We start from the raw sequence: 18,766 nt of genomic DNA, 5'->3' as shown, positions 1-18,766 counted from the left end.
AGCGGGACGTGCTAGAATAATGCCACGGATACCATCGATAGTGTAAGGAGCATGACGATCAGAGACGATCAGACGACACCCAACGGCGGGCGCCGCCTCTACGAAACTCGCCCGCCCCGTGAACGCGCTTTTCTTGTTGGTGTGGAATTGACCGGTAGCCGCAGTGCATGGAAAGCGGAAGACTCGCTTCAAGAACTGGCTCTGCTGGCTGATACCGCTGGTCTTGACGTGGTGGGCAGCACCTATCAGCGCCTCAAGCAACCCTTCCCGCGTTATTTCATCGGTCCTGGCAAGATCGAGGAAATTGCTGCGCTGCGTGACACCTTGCACTACGACCTCGTGGTGTTCGACGATGAGTTGACGCCAGCGCAGGCGCGCAATGTCGAAGACGCCTTGCAGACGCGCGTGTTGGACCGTACCGGTCTCATCCTCGACATTTTCGCGCGCCACGCACAGACCCATGAAGGTCGTGTGCAGGTCGAATTGGCGCAGTACCGCTACCTGCTTCCCCGCCTGCGACGGCAGTGGACGCACCTGGAGCGTCAGGCTGGCGGTGGCGGCGCTTCCGCAGGCGGCGTTGTCGGTCTGCGCGGTCCGGGTGAAACACAGCTGGAAGTCGACCGGCGCCTGATTGCGCGCCGCATCCAGTGGCTCGAACAGCAGATCGAGGAAGTGCATCGCCACCGCGAAGTTTACCGTGAACGCCGGCGCCAGAGCGGTATTCCGGTTGTCGCCATCGTCGGCTACACGAACGCCGGCAAATCGACGCTGCTCAATGCGCTTTCGGGGGCGAATGTACGCGCCGAGGACCGGTTGTTCGCCACGCTCGATCCGACGACGCGCCAGGTGACGCTTCCCGGCGGGCAGCAGATTCTTCTGACCGATACCGTCGGGTTCATTCAGAAACTGCCGACGCACCTGGTGGCGGCATTCCGCGCAACGCTCGAAGAGATCCGCGAGGCGGATGTGGTGCTCCACGTGCTTGATATTACTCATCCGAACGCAGCGCAACAGACGCAGACCGTTCTCGATACGCTGCGTGATCTTCAGGTGGAGGATCGCCCGACCCTCACCGTGCTCAACAAAGTTGATCTCATGGTCGGCATCAATGAAGCCGAAGTGGGCAGCATTGCAGAAACGCTCGGTATGCCGGATGACTATGTGGCAGTGTCGGCGCGCAAGGGGTGGGGTCTCGATACATTGCTGCGCCGCATCGAGCAGACGCTGAGCGAGCGTATGATGCCCTTGACGGCGCTGATCCCCTACCGCCGCAACGATCTGGTGTCGCTCTGGCATACGCGCGGCGTGATCGATGAGGAGCGGTACGAAGCGGAAGGAACGTTGATTGCCGGGCGTTTACCGGTTGATCTGCTGCGCTGGTTCGAGCCGTTTTCACGCCCCGTTTGTGCTGCATAGATGAATCCACTGCCGCCATTTGCCGCTGTGAGTATGGCAGCGTTGCTTGCCCCGCTTGCGCTCACACCGCTTCGGGAGCGTTTAAGCCCGGCTGAACTGCCGGGTGTTCAGCATTTTGTGCGCGTTGGCGGGTACGACCTGCACTACACCGATGAGGGACCACGCGACGCTCCGGTCGTGCTGCTCATCCACGGGTTTGCGGCATGGGCATTCGCCTGGCGGTCGCAACGCGCCGCACTGGTTGCTGCCGGACGGCGGGCGGTGACGATTGATCTCCCTGGCTACGGCGCTTCTCCCCGTCCTGTGGCGCCGGTCTATTCGACGCACGATCAGGCGCTTACGCTGTTGCAGGCGCTCGATGCTCTCGGTATTGGCACGTTTGATGTGGTGGGTCACTCGTTTGGCGGGCGGGTGGCGTTTCAGATTGCGCTGCTTGCTCCACAACGGGTTCGGCGCATTGTGGCAATCTGCCCGGAAGCGTTCACCATTGGGCGTCCGCCGATTGCGGCGCTTGCTCGCCTGCCGCTCATCGGTCAGGCGCTCGCGTACTACGTCCTGGCGCCGTCGCTGGTCGGGGTTGGGCTGCGTTCACTCGCAAAGCGCGACGACTGGCTGACCGATGAGGTGATTGCTGGATATGCCGCACCCCTGTATGTGCGCGGCACAGCGGCGGCGCAGGTCTGGCAGGCGCGCTCGCCAAAGGACGGACCATTGCCGGTGCCGGAGAACCTGGCGGCGATCCGTCCGCCGATATTGCTGCTCTGGGGTGATGGCGACACGGTCTTTCCGGTGGACGAGGGACGCCGCCTGGAACGTATTCTCCCCGATGCTCGCCTGATCGTCTACGACCGCACCGGTCACCTGCCCTACGAAGAACGCGCAGCAGATGTGAATCAGGCAGTGGTTGGGTTTTTGGTCGGCGCGAGGTGACGGTCACATAACCTCCTCCTCACGATGTCGTACAGGATCACCCCCGCTGCTACGCCGACGTTCAATGAGTCCTGCCCCGGCGCCATCGGGATGCGCACGAGCGACGAGCAGACCGCCAGCGTCGCGTCGGTCAGACCCTCGGTTTCGTTCCCGACGATGATCATCAGCGGTAATGGCAGATCGGCGTCGTACAGGGTGCGCTCGACGTTGCCGGTTGCGCCGACGACGTGGATGCCCCGTGCGCGTGCCTGACCGACCCAGGTGGGGAGATCGGCGCAGGTATAGATCGGGATGCGCCCCACGGCGCCGCGCGCAGCGCGTACACATTCGCGGTGGAATGGATCGGCGCCGCTGCCCGCCACGATCACTGCCTCGACCCCGGCGGCGTCGGCAGTGCGCAGCGTCATGCCCAGGTTTTCGGGATTGTTGATCTGCTCGGTCGCTAGAATAACGGCGCGCCTGCCGGGTCGGTAGTCGGCGACGTTGCGCAATTGTCCCCAGATCGCAGTGATGACGCTGGGGATTGGGCGGGTGGGAGTGATCAGCCCCATCAGCCCTTCGGAGATGCGGTGCGCAGGTACGCCGAGGTCTGCCGCGCGCCGAAGCAACACTGTGCCTGCCGGGTCGCGCAGCAACTCGCCGGTATAGAACAGGTCTTCGACCGGCAGATCATCGAGGGCGCGGAAGGCGAGGAGTGGTCCTTCGGCAAGAAATTGGCCGCGCGCGCGCCGCCCTGCTGCATTGCCAAGGTCGCGCAAACGGGCGACCATCGGGTCTCTGGCGCTACTGAGGTTCTGCCCGCCGGCCGGGCGCGGCAGGGCGGCGTGCGCCAGGGGCGGGCCACGAAACAAGGTGTTGTCGTCGATCACAGGAAGCGCTCCGCTGCCACGACGAACTCCCACAAAGAGGTGGATGCCGGGGTAACTCAACAGTGGGTACGGCGCGACTTCGCGCCCATCGAACAACTCAGCAAGCGTTGGCAGCGTCCAATTGCCGACGACCAGGAACAGGAGCACATCGCCGCGTGGCGCAGCAAGCAGGAGGTCGCGCAGTGCGCGTTCGTGAGCAGCAACGACTAGTGCGCGCGTTGTGGCGGCACAGCGCGTCTCCGGTTGGGATGCCAGCACGCCTTCGATGCTTCCCCACCCCGACGCGAGAACGCACAGCCCTGCCTGGTCGGCGCCGAAAACATCGGCGATCAGGGCATCGTGGTCAACCGTATATTCCCGGCGCAGCAGGTCGATCAGCGCTGAGCGGGCGGCGTCGGGGTTTTCGATAACGACAGCCACACATCTCTCCTTCTGGAATTGTCTACGCTCTTCCTGGGATTGCAGGCGTGATGCGTAGCGCCTCGGGGCGATGGGACACCACGCATCGTGCTGGCAGAGGTCCTTCTGTCGCCGCTTCTTCTGTGCGGGGGCAATCCCCGACATCCGGTTTGGACGACTGCTCATCGTTTACCCCAACCGTGGACAGTTGCGTCCTCGTGCATAGGGACGGGCTGCTCAGCACATGCGCCGTTGAGTATAGCAGAATCGGTTGGAGACTGTTATGGGGGCGGCGCGCGGTTGGAAAGCGAGCAGCCAGCGTAGGCATGCCACTCGCTACTCGTCACTGACAGCAGACACGCTTCACCGGCTCATGGCGCGCGCTGGACGTGTGACGGCGCGCGCAGCGCGGGCAAGCCCACGGCGGGCGCGCAGGCCCGCCACAGCAGCGTAGTGTCCAGCAGCCCACGAGCGTCCACTGGCCTGCACTTCGCCGTGGATTATTGCCTGACGAAGATCATTGGCGGTTGTGCCGGGGAAGAGGGTGTATCCAAGCCCCACTGTCGAGAAATGGTGCGCATCGCTTCCGCCGCAGGCGGGTAGACCAAGCGTGGTTGCGACGGAAGCTGCGCGCGCATTCATGCCCGGCAGCGGCAGACTGGCGTTAAACGCCTCGACGCCGTCAACGGGCCATATTGGATGATCGCCGCCGCAGTAGCGGAGCAGAGGTGTGCCGAAAGAAGAGACCAGCCAGTCGAAGGGATGGGCCACGATGCACAGGGCGCCCTGCGCGTGGGCAGCAGCAATCGTTTCGGACGCGGGTCGTCTCGGAGGGAGCGCATGTGTGAGAAACAACACCAGCAGGTGACCATCGGTGGTGGACACCTCTTCGCCGATAATTACCTCAACGTCGAAGCCACGCGCCATGCGTTGCGCCTCGAGCGCGCCATCGATCGTGTCATGATCGGTGATGGCAATGACGCGCAATCCGATATGATCGGCGTATTCGAGCACCTGTGCGACCGAACTGTGCCCGTCGCTGTACCGCGTGTGAATGTGAATATCCGCTCTGCTCCAGATAGTCATGACCAGGTTCTCCTGAGTGCCAGCAGGCGTGGACGCCAGCGCAATGCACGCCGATAGTATTCCATGAGTTCATCGAGCACCCGGGTCCAGGATCGCCGCTCGGCTGCGGCGCGCCCTGCCTGACCATACGCCCTGCTCAGACCGGGGTTGGCAACCAGGCGGTTGACGGCAGTACGCAAACTGTATGCCGATCCCGGCGCAAAGAAGACGCCGGTTTCTTCATTTCGCACCAGATCGATGACGCCGCCGGCGCGCGCGGCGACGACCGGTAGTCCCGATGCCATTGCCTCCTGAACTACCTGCCCGAATGTTTCGGTATCGGAAGGGAAGACGAACAGATCGGAGCTGGCATAGGCGACTGCCAGATCGTGCCCATTAAGAAAGCCGGTGAACGTCACTGGCATCCCGGCAAACCGACGTTCAATCTGTTGTCGCGCCGGTCCATCGCCGACCAGCACCAGACGAATGCCTTCCATGTCGCGCAACGCTTCTGCCAGTAGATCGAGCCGTTTTTCGGCTGCCAGGCGCCCAACGTAGAGTAACACACACTCGTTGGCGCGCGCACCGATAGCATCGCGCCACTCCGCGCGTCGGTGCGCCGGATGAAATCTGATGGTATCGACGCCACGACCCCAGAGGCGGAGCCGCCGAAATCCGCGCTTGCGCAAATCTGCCAGGATCGCCGAGGATGGGCACAGAGTCAGCGCACAGGCGTTATGAATCCAGCGCAAATACGAATATGCTGCCAGGCGCAGCGCGCCCAATCCGTAGTAAACACTGTACGCAGGCAGATCGGTGTGATAGGTGGCGATTGCCGGGATGCGCAACTGCTGCGCGGCAAAACGCGCCGCCGGACCCAAAACCATCAAACCGGCGAGATGGATCAGATCGGGGCGGAACTGCCGGAGTGCCGGCACGATGCCCGGTTGCGGCGGCGTAAAGCGGATGTCGGGGTAGAGTGGGAATGGAATACCACGCAGCGGAATGACCTGTGCGCCAGCGTAGTGCTCAGGAGCGCCCTGCGGCGCGAACAGCAATGCTTCGTGTCCTTCGTGCTGCACGTGCTCCAACAGGCGGCACAGCGTCGTGACAATGCCGTTGACATTGGGCAGAAAGGTCTCGGTGATCAGTGCTATCCGCATCCCTCTGCTCCCCTATAGCGTTTGTCGCACCATCCATGACCATAGCACGCCTGGATTGCGCTTCGACTATGAGGGTGTTAAGGGGAGGATAAGGGGAGGAAAAGAATGGGTTAGGGGGAACCTGCCCACCTGCAACCGGTCACCGTTCATCTTTGCACCTTTCGCCTTTGTGCCTTCGTGCTCCTCGACCTGTCACCTTCCCGCCTTCCACCCCGCGCGCCTCGCGCCCGGCTTCGCCTTCTTGCTTGCCGTCGCATTCCCACGTGCCATGTGCAACATGCCCCTGTCCTGCCGTCCACGGGTCGCCGTTCACTTGCTTCTGCCCGTCTTTCCACGTTGGTCACGCCGTCAACGTTCGACATTCGCGCGTTCGACGTTCAACGTTCGGAGCCGGCGCCGACCAATGATGAACAGCACGACGATCAGGAGCAGCGCCACGGCGATCTGCCAGGATATGGCGCGCCCCTGGATCAGTTCACTGCCGATCAGCGTATACGCCAGCATGCCGGGGAGAATGCCAATGGCGTTGGCAAGGGTATACGACGGGAGCGGCATGCGTGAGACACCCGCCAGATATCCGATGAAATCGAGCGACACAATTGGCGTCATTCTGGCAATCAGGACGATCCAGAAACGACGAGCCGCACCAACGCCGGTCAATCGTTGCCAGAGGGGTGTATCCTTCCAGCGCTGCTCCAGGACATTGCCAGACAAACGCCCAAGCCCATAGGTCGCCAGACCCCCCGCCATGCCGCCAATCCAGGAGAGAAGGGTCCCCCACCAGATGCCGTAGATCGCGCCGTTGGCAGCGGCAACGAAGGAGCCGGGCAGCGGCGCCAGCACCGATTGCACGACCATCAGCAGTACGCTGACCAGCGGCGTCCATAGCCCAAAGCTGCGCAGCGCCGCGGCAGCCTCTTCGGGGGATGCGGCGCTGAACACTTGTTGAGCGGCGCCACGCCAGCCGATCAGGAAGAGAAGAAGGGTGAGGGCGAGCGCGCCGGCGAGGAACAGCACCCGACGCACGTGCATGGCATCAGGTGACGGACTCATCGCCGCGTGGTGCTCCAGTATCCCCAATCGTGGCGCAGGAGGCGTTGCGGAAGTGGCACGCGCAGCCCCAGTGCAATCAACGCACATCGTGCGGTGCTGTGGAACAATTTGCGCACCGCACCGCGCCGCAGCCGGCGATCGTCGAGTGAATAGACCGCCAGATCGGCAGCGAACCGGATGCGATAGCCGCGATAGGCAAGACGAAGGAAGAGTTCGCTGTCTTCATTGACCGGCAGGTCGCAACGGAAACCGCCAATCGCCTTCAGGACGTCACGCCTGACGGCCATATTCGAGCCGGATGCCGCCGGAAAGCCGAGCGCATGCGCCATTCGCTGCCCGCCGGTAAAGATCGCGCTGTACCATCGGTATGCTGCGGTTGCAAATTTGGGACCGTACACCGCGTCTGAGTCCGTATAGCGCGCAAAACGATCGAAATAGCCGGGTGCAAAATGCACATCAGCGTCGCTGAAGATCAACCAGTCGCCGCTTGCCGCTGCCGCGCCGATCGCGCGCGCTTCTGCAACCCCGGCGGGGGAGCGAATAACCCGGGTGTTGTGCGGTCGTGCGCGCTCGATGATTGCAGGGGTCTCATCGTTGCTGGCATCGACGACAATCAGTTCCATTGATGCGGGAAGGGCGGCGAGAAATCTTCCGATCAATGGCGCTTCGTTGCGCGTCGGGATTATGACGCTCAGGGTGTCGAGCACTGCGCACCTCGTATCATCAGGAGTGAACGTTCGCCGATGAACGTTCGACCGGCAATTTCCTGGCTCTTAACCCTACAGGAGTTTCATCAAGCAATCATTAAGAGCGGGTTATGTTTTGTCGCAAGAGATCGCGAATTTCGATCAGGAGTTTCTCCTGTGTGGAAGGCTCTGGTGGTGCAGGCGGTTCAGGTTTCCTGATCAGATCGTTGAGTTTGTTGACCGGCGTCACTACAAAGAAGTAGACGGCAGCGGCGATGAGCAGGAAGTTGACGACCGCCGTGAGAAAGGCGCCAATCCGTACTGCTCCAAAGACCAGAACACCTGAAAAATCTGGCTTTCCCACCAGCGTGGCGATGGCTGCCAGCAGGACATCATTGACCAGTGAATTAACCACGGCGCTAAACGCGGTGCCGATCACCACGCCGACCGCCAGATCGACGACGTTGCCGCGCATGACGAACTTTCTGAAGCCCTCGAACATACCGGGTCTCCTTTCACCGAGTGTTTGCCGCACAGAGTCATCCATCGATGCTCTGCGTCACAGAGCGCCGATAAGCGATGCCGATCATCGTATGTGCTGGACTCGTGGGAAAACTGATGCATGATGTTGACGCTTTGCATCATACCTTAAATCTGCAAACATGAGGATGACCTGATGGTGGTGGTCGAGGCATGAATCCTCTTTGTCCGTGCAGGCGGGTGACGCGCTCCAGCGCGCGTCACTTCAGTCGTTATGCGGAGAGCAGCGAGCGGAATATGTATCCTGGGGTCCATACCACCCGCATTGATCGCGCGACACTGGCGCGACGGATGTTTGCGCCGGTATATAAATGGCGGTATAGTATGGCGGTTATAGAAGACGAGCCAAACTTCAAGCATCTATGCCTTCTCCTGGTCACATTCTCGTAGTAGATGATCACGACTATATTCGGAATGCGCTGGCGCGGCAGTTGGAGCGCGCCGGTCACACAGTAGTCCTTCGATCCGACGGCATTCAAGCGCTCGAAGCAGTGCGGCAGCAGGCGTTCGACCTGATCCTGCTCGACATTTTGATGCCCGGCATGCGGGGCGATCGTGTGCTTGCGACGCTGAAATCCGATCCCGCGCTGCGTCACATTCCAGTCATTGTCATCTCCGGCGATCAAGATCTCGATCTGGTTGCGCACTGTATTGAACTTGGCGCTGCCGATTATTTGGGCAAGCCGTTCAACGCAACCATTCTGCACGCGCGTGTCAATGCCTGCCTGGAGCAGAAGCGGCTGCGCGACACCGAACAGGCATATCTGCGCATGCGGCTGCAATTGCTCAGCACGGCAGCGGATCATCCGGCAACCGCTCATGATCCGACGATCCAGCAGGCAATCCGGAACTCTGCCGGTTTCGAAGCGGTTGATCAGACGTTACAGGCTATGCTCAACCGCCTCGAGGAGGAACAGCGCGAGCGGCAGCGCGCGGAAGAGGAGTTGCGCGCACTGAACCTTATGCTCGAACAGCGCGTCGCGGAACGCACCATGCTGGCAGAGCAACGCGCTGAAGCATTGAAGCGCTCTGAAGCATCGCTGCGACAGCAGACGAACCTCTTGCTTGCAGTCCTCGATAGTATGGGCGATGCCGTTGTGGTGACCGATGCCGCCGGGCGCCTGATACTCTACAACTCCGCCGCTGTGCATATGCTCGGTGATCGCCTGATGAGTCTGCTGCCGAGTGCGCCAGATACCCAGGTTGCTCAGTCGCCTGATGGCCGTTCCTCCCTGACCCCGCGCGATCTGCCGTTTGCGCGTGCGCTTCGTGGTGAGTCGGTGAATGCAGCGGAAGTGCATCTGCCCGCTGGAGATGCCGGTGCAGAGCAATGGTTGAGTATTACCGCCCGTCCGCTCCGCGATACAGAAGGGTTGAGCGGGAGCGTGGCGATTGTGCGGGATGTGACGGAAGCCAAACGCGCTGAGGCGGCGCTGCGCGCCAGCGAAGAGCGGTATGCGCTGGCGGCGCAGGGCGCCAACGATGGGTTGTGGGATTGGGATCTCGTCAATGATAGAATCTATTTCGCATCGCGCTGGAAGGCAATGTTGGGATATGGTGATGATGAGATCGGTACGTCTCCCGATGAGTGGTTCAGTCGCGTCCATCCCGATGATCGCGAACGGGTCGAACTGCGCCTCCTGGCGCATACGCGCCGCCTGATTGCATCGTTCGAACTCGAATATCGCATCCTCCATCGTGATGGCGCCTACCGCTGGATGCTCTGTCGCGGCATCGCCGTGTGGGATGCGAGTGGTCGAGCAACGCGGATGGTTGGTTCGCAGACCGATATTACCGATCGGAAACGCGCGGAGGAGCGATTGGAGTATGGCATCCTTCACGATACGCTGACCGGATTGCCCAATCGGACCCTCTTCATGGACCGATTGAGCCTGGCGCTCAGACGATCACAGCGCGAACGGTCGTTGTTTGCCGTGCTGTTTCTCGATCTTGATCGCTTCAAAACGATCAATGACAGCCTGGGGCATGCCGCCGGCGATGAGTTGCTGGTCGTTGTCGCGCGGCGGTTGGAGGGTGTTTTGCGTCCAGGCGATACGGTGGCGCGGTTGGGTGGTGATGAGTTCGCGGTGATGCTCGACCGGTTGGATGCGCCGGAAGATGCCGAATGGATCGCAGAACGCATTCAACAGGCGCTGCGCGCACCATTGACCATCGGCGGTCGCACGGTCTATACCACGGCAAGCATTGGTCTGGTGTTGAGCAACCAGGGATATGAACGTGCTGAGGAGATTGCGCGCGATGCCGATACAGCGATGTATCAGGCAAAGATGGGGCAGCGCGCGCGCTATGTCGTTTTCGATCCGGATATGCGTCGGAAGGCGCTCAGTCATTTTCAGCTCGAAAACGATCTGCGCAGTGCGATTGAACACGGTGAGTTGTGCGTGTACTACCAGCCAATTGTTGCGCTCACCAGTGGACGAATCGTTGCAGTGGAGGCGCTCGCGCGCTGGCAGCATCCTCAGTATGGTTTGATTGCTCCCGATCAGTTTATTGCGCTGGCTGAAGAGGTTGGGCTGATCAATGCCATCGGTCAGTGGGTGTTGCAGGAAGCATGTCGTCAATTGCGCGTGTGGCGCACCTACTATCCGCACTACGCCGATATGTGGGTGAATGTCAACCTGTCGGCGCATCAACTGGCGCAACCCGATCTGGTTGCGCAGGTCGCTGACACGATTGCGAGGAACGATGTGCCGGCGCGCGCGCTCAAACTGGAGATTACCGAGAATACGTTCATTACGCATCGCGATGTGGCTGCCGCGCAGTTGAACGACCTCCGATCACTCGGTGTCGGGGTGTGTATCGATGATTTTGGCACCGGCTATTCGTCGCTCAGTTACCTGAGCCAGTTTCCGGTCGATACCCTAAAGATTGATCGGGTCTTCATTAATCGTCTCGGCGCCGCGCGCGAACATCGCGAAATTGTGAAAGCGATCATCACCCTGGCGCATTCGCTAGGTATGACTGTTGTCGCCGAGGGGGTCGAAACGCTCGATCAGGCGAACGAGCTGCGCGCCTTGCGCTGCGAATATGCGCAGGGGTGGCTCTTTGGCTGCACGGCGCCGCCGGAACAGATGGAACAAATGCTGGCGGCTCATCAATGATCGCAGATGCATCTATGTCTGATGGGACGCTTCACGCAACACGTCCAACCATTGGCCTGCTGACCGCAATCGTCAATCAACCGTTCTGGTTGGGGGTTGTCGATGCTGCGCGCCGACACGGCGTGAATCTGATCTGTTTTCTTAGCGGGACGCTCCCCGTCCGCAGTCAGGCGCTGCTCAGGGTTCCGTATCTTCAAGTGTTGCCGGCGTTGTCCTTTTTCGCGCTGGCAAACAGCGAACGTCTCGATGGACTTATCACCTGGGGCGGCAGCAGGTCCGGGTTTGGCATAAACCTCGATGACGCCGAGATGGAGGAGTTCATTGCCCCTTTCCGGCGGTTGCCGATGGTCAATTACGAAGGTTTGATCCAGGGTGTGCCGTCGGTTGTGACCGATACACGCCAGGGGATGCGCACCCTGCTGGAGCATTTGATCGAGCGCCATCAGCGATGCCGTATCGCCTTCATTCGTGGTCCGCAGCGCCATATGGAGAGCGAGGAACGCTTCGCGGCATATCAGGAGACGCTTCGCGCGTTTGGCATACCTTTCGATTCCGCGCTGGTGTATCACGATTTGCGATGGGGGAAGATCGTTGGGATCGAGGCGGCACGCGAACTGATCAGCAAGCGGCGCCTGCGCCCCGGCGCCGACTTTGACGCGCTGGTCGGCTCCGAAATTGAATATGCTCTCGGTGCGCTGCACACGCTTCAGGAGTCTGGTGTGCGCGTCCCGGATGAGGTGGCAGTCGTCGGGTTCAATGATCATCTGGATGCGCAAACGTTGGATTTGCCGATAACGGTCGTGGCCAAGCCATTTTATGAGTCGGGTGTCGTCGCCGTTGGTGCGCTCCTTGATCGGATTGCCGGGAAGAGCATCCCTGATCGAATCCATGTCCCTGCCCGCCTGATTGTTCGTCGATCATGCGGGTGTTGGTCGCCGGATCGCTCGGCGCCGGTTCTGTCGGGCGATCTGGTTGAAGCGCGCGGTGATCGCCTGGTCGCACAGATTGGGCGTCTCCGTGACACGATAGACGCAGACATTGACCGTTCCTGGATCAATGTCCTGATCGAAGGGTTGTTGCCAGGAATGCCGGATAGACATGATCAGGAACGAGATCAATTCTGGAGCGCGTTTGAGCGCGAATTGTCGCGCAGGCGCACCCGGCAGGAACTGGCGCAATGGCACGATGTGATCTCGGAATTATTCTATTTGATCGTGTCAGCGCTCGATCATGCCGATGATATGCCACGCGCGAATCTTCTGTTTCTGCAACGGATTCGCCTGGCGCTGGCGCAGGAGCGCGAGCGCTCCAGAATTGAACTGCGCACCAGAACGATCGAGCAGTCTCACACGCTGCTCGAGATCAGTCAGTCGATGCTCATCGCGCAGGACCTCAAGTATCTCCTTGAGGTCCTCGCGCAGCGGTTGCCCGAATTGCCTGTCAGAGATGGCTATCTTGTCCTGTACGACGATTTTCCTCCAACGACGAACCTGGAAGCGCCGGTATGGGGACGGGTGGTGCTGGCGCTGCACGAAGGGCGCAGGTTGCCATTGCCTCCTGATGGGATATCGTTTCCCAGCCGCCGGATTGTTCCAGATGCGTTGCTTTGCGAGCACCAACCATATGCGTTCATAGTCACTCCGCTCTTCTTTGGATTGCGCGATTTTGGGTTCATTGCCGTTCAGGTCGGACCGCGCGAGGGCGGAGTATATCATATGCTGGCGCAGGAGATCAGTAGCGCTTTGCAATCGGTCTTTCTCTGGCGCGACTATCGCCGGTCGGAGTATGCGCGACGTGAGAGTGAGGCGCGTCTGCACACAATCGTTGAGCATATGCCGGTGGCGTTGTGGGCGAAGGATCTCAATGGCAGGTACATCATGCAGAATTCGGTGATGCGAACGCTGACCGGCGACAATTCCTGGAAGGATGAGGACAGCGGCGGTGCGGCGCTGGCGGAATGGGCGCCGTATGAGGCATGGGCACGGGAAGGAAGAACGGTATCCTTCGAGCATGCGCTTCTGGTTCAGGACCAGCCGCGTCTGTTCAAGCACATCATCGCGCCTGTCCAGGTGGACGGCACGGTGACTGCAATTTTGGGGTTGATGTTCGACATCACCGAACAACGCACGCTTGAAGACTCCTTACGATCTGCCAAAGAGTCGGCAGAAGAAGCGCGCCGTGCCGCCGAAGCCGCCAATCGCGCCAAAAGTGTCTTTCTTTCCAATATCAGCCACGAGTTGCGGACGCCGCTCAACAGTATTCTTGGGTATGCTCAGATTCTCGAACATGATCCCACAACTTCCGATTATGCCCGAAAAAGCCTGCGGGTCATTCAGTCCAGTGGTGAGCAGTTGCTGAACCTGATCGATGATTTGCTCGATCTGGCAAAGATCGAAGCCGGAAAGATCGAGGTGCGACCGGATCGGTTCGCTCTCGATGCCATGCTTGCGACGATATGCGATATGATGCAGGAACGGGCGGTTGCCAGAAATCTGGCGTTCGCGCGGGAGATTGCGAACCTGCCGCGCCTGGTGGTGGGTGATGAGAAACGCCTGTGGCAGGTGCTGGTTAATCTCTTGAGTAATGCGATCAAGTTTACGCGAGAAGGTGTGGTGACCCTTAAGGTCGAGAGATTGCCCGATAATCGAGATAAGGTCCGATTCGAGGTCATTGACACCGGTATCGGAATTGCGCCTGAATATCGCGAGGTGATTTTCCGTCCGTTCGAGCAGTTAGGCGCTCAGACAGGCGAAAAAGGAACGGGTTTGGGCCTGGCGATCGCGCGCGAATTGGTCACTTTGATGGGTGGAACGTTACGGGTGCAGAGTGCGCCTGGCGCGGGAAGTCGATTCTGGTTTGCGATCCCGCTGCCGGAAGCGCCGGCCGAGCCGTTGCTCCCAAAGCGGGCGTCACGCCGGGTGATCGGTGTTGCGGGTCCTGCGCCCAAAGTGTTGATTGTCGATGACCATCCCGATAACTGCGCGATTCTGCGTGATATGCTCCAACCGTTAGGTATCATCACGGCTGAGGCGCAGGATGGCTATGATGGATTAGAGCGCATGGCGGTATTCAATCCCGATGCCATCGTTCTCGATCTGGTGATGCCGCGACTGAATGGAATAGACATGATCCGGCGCATTCGTGCGAGCGCCGCAGGGGATCGCATCGTGCTGATTGTGAGTTCTGCCAGCGCCTATCCGGATGATCGTATCCAGAGTCTGAATGCCGGTGCGCAGGCATTCATTCCCAAGCCGATTGATCGCACCATTCTGCTCGAAACGCTGCAACGCCATCTTCCCTGGGTCGAATGGCGCTACGCCGAACCGTCCGTTGATCAGTCGCATTGGGCAGCGCCTGTGCTGCTGCCGCGCACAATGCTCGATTCGTTGGAAGAACTGGCGCGTATTGGCGATATTGACGCTATTCAACAAAGGGTCGATGCATTGATCCAGGAAATGCCGCAGGCGGCCTCTTTTGTCGCTCAGGTGCGATACTTTCTGGAACATTTCCAGATAGGTCAGTTACAGGAGTTTCTGAAAAAATCCAGGGCAGAGGGATGAGTCAATCGCCGGATACCATTCTCGTCGTTGATGACACACCTGCCAATCTTGCGCTGCTCTTCACGGGATTGCGGCGCGCAGGCTATAAGGTGCTGATCAATGAACGGGGCGATGTGGCGCTGCAAACGGCTATCAATGTGCAGCCTGATCTGATCGTTCTTGATGTGATGATGCCCGGAATGGACGGGTTCGAAACCTGTCGCCGCCTGAAAGCCGATCCGCGCACAAAGGATATTCCGGTCATACTAATGACGGCGCTGACCGATGCGATAGAAGAAGTGACCGGGTTGCGCGCCGGCGCCGTTGATTACATTACCAAGCCGATCAACGTCGATGTCGTGCTGGCGCGTATTAATACCCACCTGACTCTCCGAAAACTCTATCGCAATCTCGAACAAAAGCATGCCGCTCTGGAAGCGGCGCTCGCCACGATCAAGACCCTGAGCGGGATTATTCCGATCTGCGCGTGGTGCGGCAGCCAGATCCGCGATGAGCAGGGCAATTGGGTAAGCGTGACGACCTATCTCGAAACGCATGCCGAGGTGTCGTTCAGCCACACGATCTGCCCGACCTGCTACGAGCGCGTCATGCACGAGTGATACCAATGACCTGTGACCATCCGGCATGGTCACCCCGAGCAGCGGAGGGGTCTTGCGCGACCCGCTCAGATTCTGCGCTCGGAATGACACGCATGCGGCATCGTCAATCATCATTGGTATGAGTCGTCATGATTCTGTGTAGCGTCTATGCACTCCACCGGAACACTGCCGTTACCATATCACTCTGCTCTCGTAACGTCCGGTAGATCTCTGGAGCGCGTTCGGGCGGCACGACCGCGCCGATCAGATCGCGAGTCTTCAACCGGTTGCGCTGCATCAGATTGAGCACGGTATGAAGGTCGCGCGGTCCTTCGTCGCGGGTCATAAGGATCGCCAGTTCTTTGCGGAATGCTGCCTGATAGGGTACAGAGAACGAGTCAGCGTAGCTTCCCTGCACAAGATATCGTGCATTGCCACCAGGATCGTCGCCCCACGGGACGTCTCTGGCCAGTTCGATAGCCTCTGTGATGACTGATGGCGCACCGGTTGCGTCGACGATAATATCGACGCCACTGTTCAGTCGTTGGCGAAAGGCGGCTGCAAGATTGTCTTCGGCGACGAATGCCTCGATACCGTGGCGCTGCGCCAGCGCGACGCGCTGCGGTGTGCGGTCGGTCGCCAGAACGCGTGCGCCGTTGAGTGCGTGTAGTCTCGCAGCCAGTTGACCAATGATCCCCAGTCCGATGACAGCGACAGTTTCGTGCGGCAACGGATGTGCAATGGTCAGCCCGCGATACGCGATTGCCGCCAATTTGGCGGTCGTGGCTTCCAGCAGATCGATGCCGTCTGGCAGCGGGATCGCCTGTTCCGCAGGAAGCACGGCATGGCTGAGGTGGGCGCCCCACATCAGGTGCGCGCCAGCGTATCGTGTTCCTTTACAGAAGACGATCGCGCCAGCGGTGTATGGGGTCGCAGGACCGGCGCCTACGACCCGACCAACCATTGCATATCCCGGTATCAATGGCCATCCCGGGGTTTCCGCCTGCAAACCGGCAAGTGTGCGCAGTTCGGTGCCAGGACTGATACAGGTATAGATCGCTTCGATCAGCAGTTCTCCTGGCGCCGGTTCGGGAACATCAATGGCGCCACACTGCACCTGATTGGGCGCTACGAACACGATCGCATGTGCGCGCATAACGGTTCCCCGGTCGATGTGTTCTTCGCAGGTAACGGTTGCTATAAAGTAAAGACGACAGGCGATGACACCTGCCGTCTCTTTTGGTGGAGCAGAGGGGGATCGAACCCCTGACCTCAACACTGCCAGCGTTGCGCTCTCCCAACTGAGCTACTGCCCCGTGCTTTGGTGGAGGTGAGGGGGCTCGAACCCCTGACCTCGACAGTGCGATTGTCGCGCTCTCCCAGCTGAGCTACACCCCCACAGCGATGCATAGTATAGCACGCGCTGGGGGGTGTGTCAAACATTCTGGCGGTTGGACGGGCGCTGGAAGGCGCGGTCACGCCACAACTCGCTGGCATGGCATGTGAGAGCGCACCGATGGACACGGCTCGCAACGGGCGCACACGGATCAACGCCCTTCCCTATGGAGATGTGTTGGCATCTGTCGTATTCGCGTTCCACTGCATTGCAATCGGAGCCGTGTGATCAGGAGAGAGCACGACGGTACTATGGAACTGCAATCACAAGTGTAGTACAATCCGACAGAGCCGCTGTTCTGGCTGAAGAGGTTCATGATGCGCTCACCGACCTGTATGCGTTGCTCTGTTGTGCTGTTGACCCTGGTCATGATCGCAGCATTGTTGACGGTTGAGCCGGCGACTGCTGCACCACAGACGTTCACCGTCACCAAAACAGCCGATACTGCCGATGGCGTGTGTGGCGTCGATTGTTCGCTGCGCGAGGCGATCAGCGCCGCCAATGCCAATCCCGGTGCAGATACGATCATACTCCCTGCCGGAACCTATCCGTTGACGCTCACAACCACGCTGGAAGATAACAACGCCGATGGCGACCTTGACATCCGTGACGATCTGACGCTGATCGGCGCCGGCGCTGCGACAACGACTGTGATTGCTGTCAGCGGCGATCGCGTGGTTCACCTTCTTGCTTCAGCTACGGTCACGATCACCGGTGTGACCTTGCGCGGCAACGGCGATGTTCCCGGCAGTGGCGGCGTTATCCTGGTGGAACCGGGGACAAGCCTGATCCTGCGCGACAGCGTGGTTCGTGACGGTCGGGCAGGGCGTGGCGGCGGCATCGAAGTGCTCGGCAACGGGGTGAATCCAGCCGGCGCCAACGCCACGATTGAGCGGGTGACGTTCACCGGCAATCGGGCGGCCAGTCTTGGCGGCGCGCTGAGCGTCTTCAATGGCGGCGACGTATCGCTGACCAATGTGACGATCACCGGCAACAGCGCGGGAAACAGCGGCGGCGGCATCAGCGTGTCGCTCGATCAGGCGCTCATCAACCCGCCGAAAAGTGCTGCAACACTGAATAATGTCACGATTGTGCGCAACACTGCCGACGATGATCGGAACGACATCGGCGAAGGCGGCGGCGTTTCGGTGCGTGTTGATGCGCAGGTGATCAACCAGGTGCGTCTGCGCAATACGATCATTTCCGATAATGCCGACCTCAGTCCGACGCCGGCGCGGGTCAATCCCGATTGTTTCAATATCCTCGAATCTCTTGGGTATAATCTGATCCATCGCGACACCGGCTGCACGATTGTTGGCGCGCTGAGCGGCAATATCATTGGTGTCAGCGCGCAGCCCGGCGTCTTGCTCAATAACGGGGGATCAACGCCAACGGTTGCGTTGCAGAGCGGTAGCCCGGCTATCGATGCTGGCGACCCGGCGGTTGGGAGTTCATGCGCCGCAACCGATCAGCGTGGCGTGGCGCGCCCAATCGATGGCAATGGGAATGGTCTGGCGATCTGTGATATGGGTGCGTATGAGGCGCCTGTGCCGGGAGATGCTGACCTCTCGGTGATCCTGACTGCACAACCAAATCCCGTTGAACCTGGTGGTGTGCTGACGTACTCGATCATCGTACTGAATGCTGGTCCCGGCGCAGCGGAAAGCGTGCAGGTGCAGTTTACGCCGCCGGCGGGCGCGACGAGCCTGCAAATCGATGGAATAGGATGGGATTGCATCGTTGCCGGTGTCGTCACATGCGGGCGTGGTGCGCTTGCGGCAAGCGGTGTCGCGTCAGCGCTTACCATTGGGCTGCGGGTTCCATCTCCTGGCGGCGTAAGTACGGCGACTGCCACAGTTTCATCGGCGCAGCGCGACCCGGCGCCGGTAAACAACACGGCAACCCTCAGCGTCTTTCGCGGTAGACCGTATCTCTGGCTGCCGCTCATTAAACGATAAATGCCGGTGTGCAGATGTGTCGCCCATCGCC

13 protein-coding genes and 2 tRNA genes are annotated in these 18,766 nt (G+C 60.1%); 6 read left to right on the top strand and 9 right to left on the bottom strand.

Annotation, left to right across the window (positions count from 1 at the left end):
- Nucleotides 1-51 precede the first annotated feature (51 nt).
- Both hflX and RCAS_RS16220 read left to right on the top strand, forming a co-directional pair.
- Nucleotides 52-1,416 (top strand): GTPase HflX, encoded by a 1,365-nt coding sequence (gene hflX, locus RCAS_RS16225; RefSeq protein WP_012121622.1) that lies wholly within the window; start codon nt 52-54, stop codon nt 1,414-1,416.
- Nucleotides 1,417-2,346 (top strand): alpha/beta fold hydrolase, encoded by a 930-nt coding sequence (locus RCAS_RS16220; RefSeq protein ID WP_012121621.1) that lies wholly within the window; start codon nt 1,417-1,419, stop codon nt 2,344-2,346.
- On the opposite strand, the gene RCAS_RS16215 is transcribed toward RCAS_RS16220, so the two are convergent.
- The 6 genes from RCAS_RS16215 to mscL all read right to left on the bottom strand — a co-directional run bounded on the left by RCAS_RS16215 (nt 2,310) and on the right by mscL (nt 8,083).
- Nucleotides 2,310-3,635 carry a TrmH family RNA methyltransferase gene (locus tag RCAS_RS16215; RefSeq protein ID WP_157042673.1) on the bottom strand — a complete coding sequence of 442 codons (1,326 nt, stop codon included), beginning with the start codon at nt 3,633-3,635 and terminating at the stop codon, nt 2,310-2,312. The two genes, RCAS_RS16220 and RCAS_RS16215, sit on opposite strands and share 37 nt — an antisense overlap.
- 342 nt (nt 3,636-3,977) lie before the next feature.
- Entirely contained in the window at nt 3,978-4,700 is a 723-nt protein-coding gene (locus tag RCAS_RS16210; RefSeq protein ID WP_012121619.1) for a CehA/McbA family metallohydrolase, read from the bottom strand.
- Entirely contained in the window at nt 4,697-5,842 is a 1,146-nt protein-coding gene (locus RCAS_RS16205) for a glycosyltransferase family 4 protein (protein WP_012121618.1), read from the bottom strand. Before RCAS_RS16205 ends, RCAS_RS16210 begins: the two co-directional genes overlap by 4 nt.
- 348 nt (nt 5,843-6,190) lie before the next feature.
- Nucleotides 6,191-6,895: a TVP38/TMEM64 family protein gene (locus RCAS_RS16200; protein WP_012121617.1), complete on the bottom strand. Its 705-nt coding sequence runs from the start codon at nt 6,893-6,895 to the stop codon at nt 6,191-6,193.
- Nucleotides 6,892-7,602 carry a glycosyltransferase gene (locus RCAS_RS16195; RefSeq protein WP_012121616.1) on the bottom strand — a complete coding sequence of 237 codons (711 nt, stop codon included), beginning with the start codon at nt 7,600-7,602 and terminating at the stop codon, nt 6,892-6,894. Before RCAS_RS16195 ends, RCAS_RS16200 begins: the two co-directional genes overlap by 4 nt.
- Before the next feature lie 97 nt (nt 7,603-7,699).
- The gene (gene mscL, locus RCAS_RS16190; protein ID WP_012121615.1) at nt 7,700-8,083 is read right to left on the bottom strand and encodes a large conductance mechanosensitive channel protein MscL; all 384 of its coding nucleotides are present in this window, start codon (nt 8,081-8,083) and stop codon (nt 7,700-7,702) included.
- A gap of 400 nt (nt 8,084-8,483) precedes the next feature.
- Here mscL and RCAS_RS16185 point away from each other — a divergent pair, with 400 nt between their 5' ends.
- The 3 genes from RCAS_RS16185 to RCAS_RS16175 are packed head-to-tail and all read left to right on the top strand — an operon-like array spanning nt 8,484 to nt 15,402.
- A complete protein-coding gene (locus RCAS_RS16185; RefSeq protein ID WP_012121614.1) occupies nt 8,484-11,243 on the top strand; it encodes a two-component system response regulator in 2,760 nt (919 codons plus the stop codon).
- Nucleotides 11,244-11,257: 14 nt separating this feature from the next.
- Nucleotides 11,258-14,803, top strand: a complete 3,546-nt coding sequence (locus RCAS_RS23430) for an ATP-binding protein (protein WP_198135945.1) — start codon at nt 11,258-11,260, stop codon at nt 14,801-14,803.
- Nucleotides 14,800-15,402 carry a response regulator gene (locus RCAS_RS16175; RefSeq protein WP_012121612.1) on the top strand — a complete coding sequence of 201 codons (603 nt, stop codon included), beginning with the start codon at nt 14,800-14,802 and terminating at the stop codon, nt 15,400-15,402. The genes RCAS_RS23430 and RCAS_RS16175 overlap by 4 nt, the downstream gene beginning before the upstream one ends.
- Nucleotides 15,403-15,547: 145 nt before the next feature.
- On the opposite strand, the gene RCAS_RS16170 is transcribed toward RCAS_RS16175, so the two are convergent.
- The 3 genes from RCAS_RS16170 to RCAS_RS16160 form a co-directional block, all read right to left on the bottom strand.
- Nucleotides 15,548-16,537, bottom strand: a complete 990-nt coding sequence (locus RCAS_RS16170) for a zinc-dependent alcohol dehydrogenase (RefSeq protein ID WP_012121611.1) — start codon at nt 16,535-16,537, stop codon at nt 15,548-15,550.
- An 84-nt stretch (nt 16,538-16,621) separates the two neighbouring features.
- Nucleotides 16,622-16,697 (bottom strand) — tRNA-Ala (locus RCAS_RS16165).
- Nucleotides 16,698-16,703: 6 nt separating this feature from the next.
- Nucleotides 16,704-16,779: transfer RNA gene (locus RCAS_RS16160), tRNA-Ala, on the bottom strand.
- Between the two features lie 312 nt (nt 16,780-17,091).
- On the opposite strand from RCAS_RS16160, the gene RCAS_RS16150 reads away from it, so the two are divergent.
- A complete protein-coding gene (locus tag RCAS_RS16150; protein WP_232280042.1) occupies nt 17,092-18,735 on the top strand; it encodes a choice-of-anchor Q domain-containing protein in 1,644 nt (547 codons plus the stop codon).
- Nucleotides 18,736-18,766 lie beyond the last annotated feature (31 nt).

The sequence above is a fragment of the Roseiflexus castenholzii DSM 13941 genome (assembly GCF_000017805.1).
GTDB lineage: Bacteria > Chloroflexota > Chloroflexia > Chloroflexales > Roseiflexaceae > Roseiflexus > Roseiflexus castenholzii.
The sequence above is the reverse complement of the archived record's forward strand: the minus strand, read 5'-3'. Positions and strand labels throughout refer to the sequence as shown.

Excerpts from the sequence above, each read along its gene's own strand:
- hflX (WP_012121622.1), top strand. The coding sequence starts at position 52 with ATGACGATCAGAGACGATCAGACGACACCCAACGGCGGGCGCCGCCTC.
- RCAS_RS16220 (WP_012121621.1), top strand. The coding sequence starts at position 1,417 with ATGAATCCACTGCCGCCATTTGCCGCTGTGAGTATGGCAGCGTTGCTT.
- RCAS_RS16210 (WP_012121619.1), bottom strand. The coding sequence starts at position 4,700 with ATGACTATCTGGAGCAGAGCGGATATTCACATTCACACGCGGTACAGC.
- RCAS_RS16205 (WP_012121618.1), bottom strand. The coding sequence starts at position 5,842 with ATGCGGATAGCACTGATCACCGAGACCTTTCTGCCCAATGTCAACGGC.
- RCAS_RS16200 (WP_012121617.1), bottom strand. The coding sequence starts at position 6,895 with ATGAGTCCGTCACCTGATGCCATGCACGTGCGTCGGGTGCTGTTCCTC.
- mscL (WP_012121615.1), bottom strand. The coding sequence starts at position 8,083 with ATGTTCGAGGGCTTCAGAAAGTTCGTCATGCGCGGCAACGTCGTCGAT.
- RCAS_RS16185 (WP_012121614.1), top strand. The coding sequence starts at position 8,484 with ATGCCTTCTCCTGGTCACATTCTCGTAGTAGATGATCACGACTATATT.
- RCAS_RS23430 (WP_198135945.1), top strand. The coding sequence starts at position 11,258 with ATGTCTGATGGGACGCTTCACGCAACACGTCCAACCATTGGCCTGCTG.
- RCAS_RS16175 (WP_012121612.1), top strand. The coding sequence starts at position 14,800 with ATGAGTCAATCGCCGGATACCATTCTCGTCGTTGATGACACACCTGCC.
- RCAS_RS16170 (WP_012121611.1), bottom strand. The coding sequence starts at position 16,537 with ATGCGCGCACATGCGATCGTGTTCGTAGCGCCCAATCAGGTGCAGTGT.
- RCAS_RS16150 (WP_232280042.1), top strand. The coding sequence starts at position 17,092 with ATGATGCGCTCACCGACCTGTATGCGTTGCTCTGTTGTGCTGTTGACC.